The 3,344-nt window shown below is 41.6% G+C and carries 3 protein-coding genes; 2 read left to right on the forward strand and 1 reads right to left on the reverse strand.

Annotated features, from left to right (window positions below):
- Positions 1-237 precede the first annotated feature (237 nt).
- Both IQ228_RS27515 and IQ228_RS23410 read left to right on the forward strand, forming a co-directional pair.
- Positions 238-936: an alkaline phosphatase gene (locus tag IQ228_RS27515; RefSeq protein ID WP_370566935.1), complete on the forward strand. Its 699-nt coding sequence runs from the start codon at positions 238-240 to the stop codon at positions 934-936.
- A 164-nt stretch (positions 937-1,100) separates the two neighbouring features.
- Positions 1,101-2,432 (forward strand): alkaline phosphatase, encoded by a 1,332-nt coding sequence (locus IQ228_RS23410; RefSeq protein ID WP_228044041.1) that lies wholly within the window; start codon positions 1,101-1,103, stop codon positions 2,430-2,432.
- A 359-nt stretch (positions 2,433-2,791) separates the two neighbouring features.
- Here the strand turns inward: IQ228_RS23410 and IQ228_RS23415 are convergent, their stop codons facing one another.
- Entirely contained in the window at positions 2,792-3,286 is a 495-nt protein-coding gene (locus IQ228_RS23415; protein ID WP_027400820.1) for a DUF427 domain-containing protein, read from the reverse strand.
- Between the last annotated feature and the right edge of the window lie 58 nt (positions 3,287-3,344).

Genomic DNA, 3,344 nt, shown 5'->3' on the forward strand with positions numbered 1-3,344 from the left:
AAATCAATTCACAAAAAGGACGGTTACGAATATGGAAAATCAAAGATTTGTTAATTGCTCAACTGTCCCTTTCATTGTTTGTGCTGGCGCACAAAATTACTCAAGGGACGTTTCACAATTAACCCTCCATTCCTCCCATCACCAAACTGAGTACAGTTTTGGTGGGGGTCTCCTGGAGGTTTAGATGATTATTTGAATATTACTTGCAAAAACTGAACTAACCAATTGAGAGGTTTTATGACAACAGGTAATCATGTCATTTTCATGCACCCAGATGGAACTAGTCCATCTCACTATGCTGTTGCAAGATTTATAGATAAGGGTCCTGATGGACGTTTAAATTGGGACAAGATGTCCAATGCTGGTGTGTACCTCGGTCACATGGAAGACCAGTTGGGTGGAACATCTAATGCTGGTGCTGTGACTCACGCTACAGGCGTTAAAGTTTATGCGGAGTCTTTTGGTTATGAACTAGGGAATTTACCCATCACATCCCTTTCTGGAACTACCAAAACCATTGTTGAAGAAGCTAGAGATGCAGGTAAAGTTACCGCCCTAGTTCAATCTGGAGCGATCTATGAACCTGGTACAGCCGCCTTTGTTGCTAAGACACAGGAAATTACTAACGCCAATGGAACTATCACCGTACCTCGCGCCCAAGCTGCGGAAATTGCCAAACAGGTAATTAACTCAGGCGGTGGTTTGCAAGTAGTAGATCCCCGCACTGGTGCAACCGTAGGTACTGTTAATAATAACCCCACTACATCAAACCGCAACGTACCCTTAGATGGTCAAACTGGTGCTAACACTGCGCCTTTTGTAGCTGCACCAGATGCTAGTGGTGATGTGTTCAAGTTTGGTATTGGTTGGGCTGGTACACCTGATTTTTCCGGTTCTATTGTTTGTGACGTACTCCACACACTCCCTTTCAGGTGAGTGTGGGCTTCTCAGTGACTCCTCTATGAGGACATTAACTGAGCTTTAAGACCGTGCGCCCCACGGTTCTTTGGTTTTGAGATTTGTTTTTTGTTTTGTAGGCTGCATTTGGAGCATTTAATTGGACTACACCTACTTTTTTATAATAACATAAAATCAATATTTTGTTCGTTTCGTCTGACGATCGCAGGGAAGAACAATTAGGATTAAACACTGCTAATCCCTTACCTCTCTACCTAAACACTGCACCGACAGTAGCAGAGATGCTAGATGCGTCTTTAAAAATCCTCAACAAAGACCCTGATGGTTTCTTTGTGGTAGTGGAAGAGGAAGGTAGTGACAACTTTGCTAATAACAACAATGCAGTTGGCACTATTGAAGCTGTACGCCGGGCTGATGCAGCGATCGGTGTAGCCATGAACTACATCAACACCCAAGATCCTAATACTTTGGTGATCACAACCGCAGATAGCGATGCTGGCGGATTGCAAGTTTTCCAATTTGAGCCTTACAACCGTCCCGCTGGTAACTCTACCTCTAGCCCTACACTAGCGGATACTGAGCCTAGTGCGCCATTTATTCGTGTTAACCCCACTACAACTAATACAAATCAGGCAGTTTTAGATGGTGTTAATGGTAGTACAGGCACAGTTGCAGATCCTTGGAAACCCTTCGCAGCTAAAAGCAGCATTGATGGACTAATGGGTAACTTCGGTGTAGCTTGGGTCGGTACTCCCGATTTCCCTGGTAGCATTGTTGCTAAAGCCCATGGGATGAATGCAGATAAACTACCCAGCACCTTGGACAACACCGAAATTTACAATGTCATGTACCAAACTATGTTTGGTGTGACACCCGAATTTGCGGCATCTCAACAAGCAACTCAGGTAGTATCAGGAACACCTGGTGTTGATATATTAATTGCTGGTGCAGCTAATACTACCTTTGATGGGATTAATGATACTGTGTTCACTGGTGCTAATGATGATGAAATTGAAGCACAAACAGTATCTTCTCCCATTGCAGGACGTAACCGCATAGACTCTGGTAGCGGTAATGACACAATTTTCGCTGGCAATAATGACGTTGTGTTTGGTAGCTCTGGCAATGATCACCTTTATGCGAATGATGTAAGTGGCTATCGCCTCTCAGGTGGTGTGGGTGATGACACCTTCAACCTTGGTTCTAATGGTCGCGCCCTCGGCGGTGATGGTAAAGATAAATTCTACGTTAGTCTTGGTGGTGGTAACTTAATTTCCGGTGGTGCTGGCGCTGACCAATTCTGGATTGTCAATGCTGAACTACCCAAAGCTGCCAATACTGTGCTTGACTTCCAAAAAGGCACTGATGTCATCGGTGTTCTTGGTATTTCCTCTAGCAGTTTGACTCTCAATGTTCTCAATGGGAATACGGAAATCGGGTTACTTGGTCAAACTGTTGCTATTGTTAATGGCGTTACCGGTTTGGATATCAATACCAACTTTGTTTTTCAATAACCGACAAGTATTGGAATTGAATTGATCATTAACCAGGGAAGAAGATCAGAATTTCTATATTTTCTTCTCTCTGGTTCTTTTTTTACTCAGAGTCTATAGTGCGATCGCTTGCTAATACTAAGTAGTGAGACAGAATTAATTACACAATGTCATTGCGTAAGCGTTGCCTGGCGTTAGCCATATGGAACGAAGTGAAATGAAGCAATCGCCAGGGTTGTGATTGCTTCCCTTCCCTCGCAATGACTGTAAATATTTTTGTCCAATTACTTATACCGAAGAAAGAATTAACCGTAGATAATTTCTCCATGATGTTCATGAGTTGTCAAACTATCAATTTTGACAACTGAAATTTTCCTTATTTACCACCACATAGTTCCTGGTTCACCTTTAAATGGTCCAACAATATCAGAAGTAATCCACCCTCCGTAAAAATCACCTGTTTGCGCTTTAACTAATTCATCATTCACATAGCAAGCATCCATTAAACTGACATAAAAACTGTAATATTCTTGAATTGAGATAAAATTAGGACTGGGTTGAATATATCGCCAAGCAGCATTATTTATGTATTTATCTCCTACGGAAACATCATAATATTGACACCAACCTTTCCATTCACACCAAGTTTTTCTAGGTGTCTCTATTAAATGTTCTAACTTAATATCTTCAGCAGGAATATAATAACCCGGAGGATGACTAGTTTCTAAAACTCTTTTTCCTCTAGTGGTTTCTGCTAAAACAATCCCATTACAAATAACTTTGAGATGTTTGTCAGTATCTTCTAAAATAGCAGGACGGGGATAGTCCCAAACAGATTCTTGTCCGAGTGTTGGAGGTATAGGATTTGGTTTCATGGTGATTTAATGGATGATTTTGGATTATTATAGTTACGTCATTATATCATTTATTTAC

The organism is Dolichospermum sp. LEGE 00246 (genome assembly GCF_015207865.1).
In the GTDB taxonomy this organism is placed as follows: Bacteria; Cyanobacteriota; Cyanobacteriia; order Cyanobacteriales; family Nostocaceae; genus Dolichospermum; species Dolichospermum heterosporum.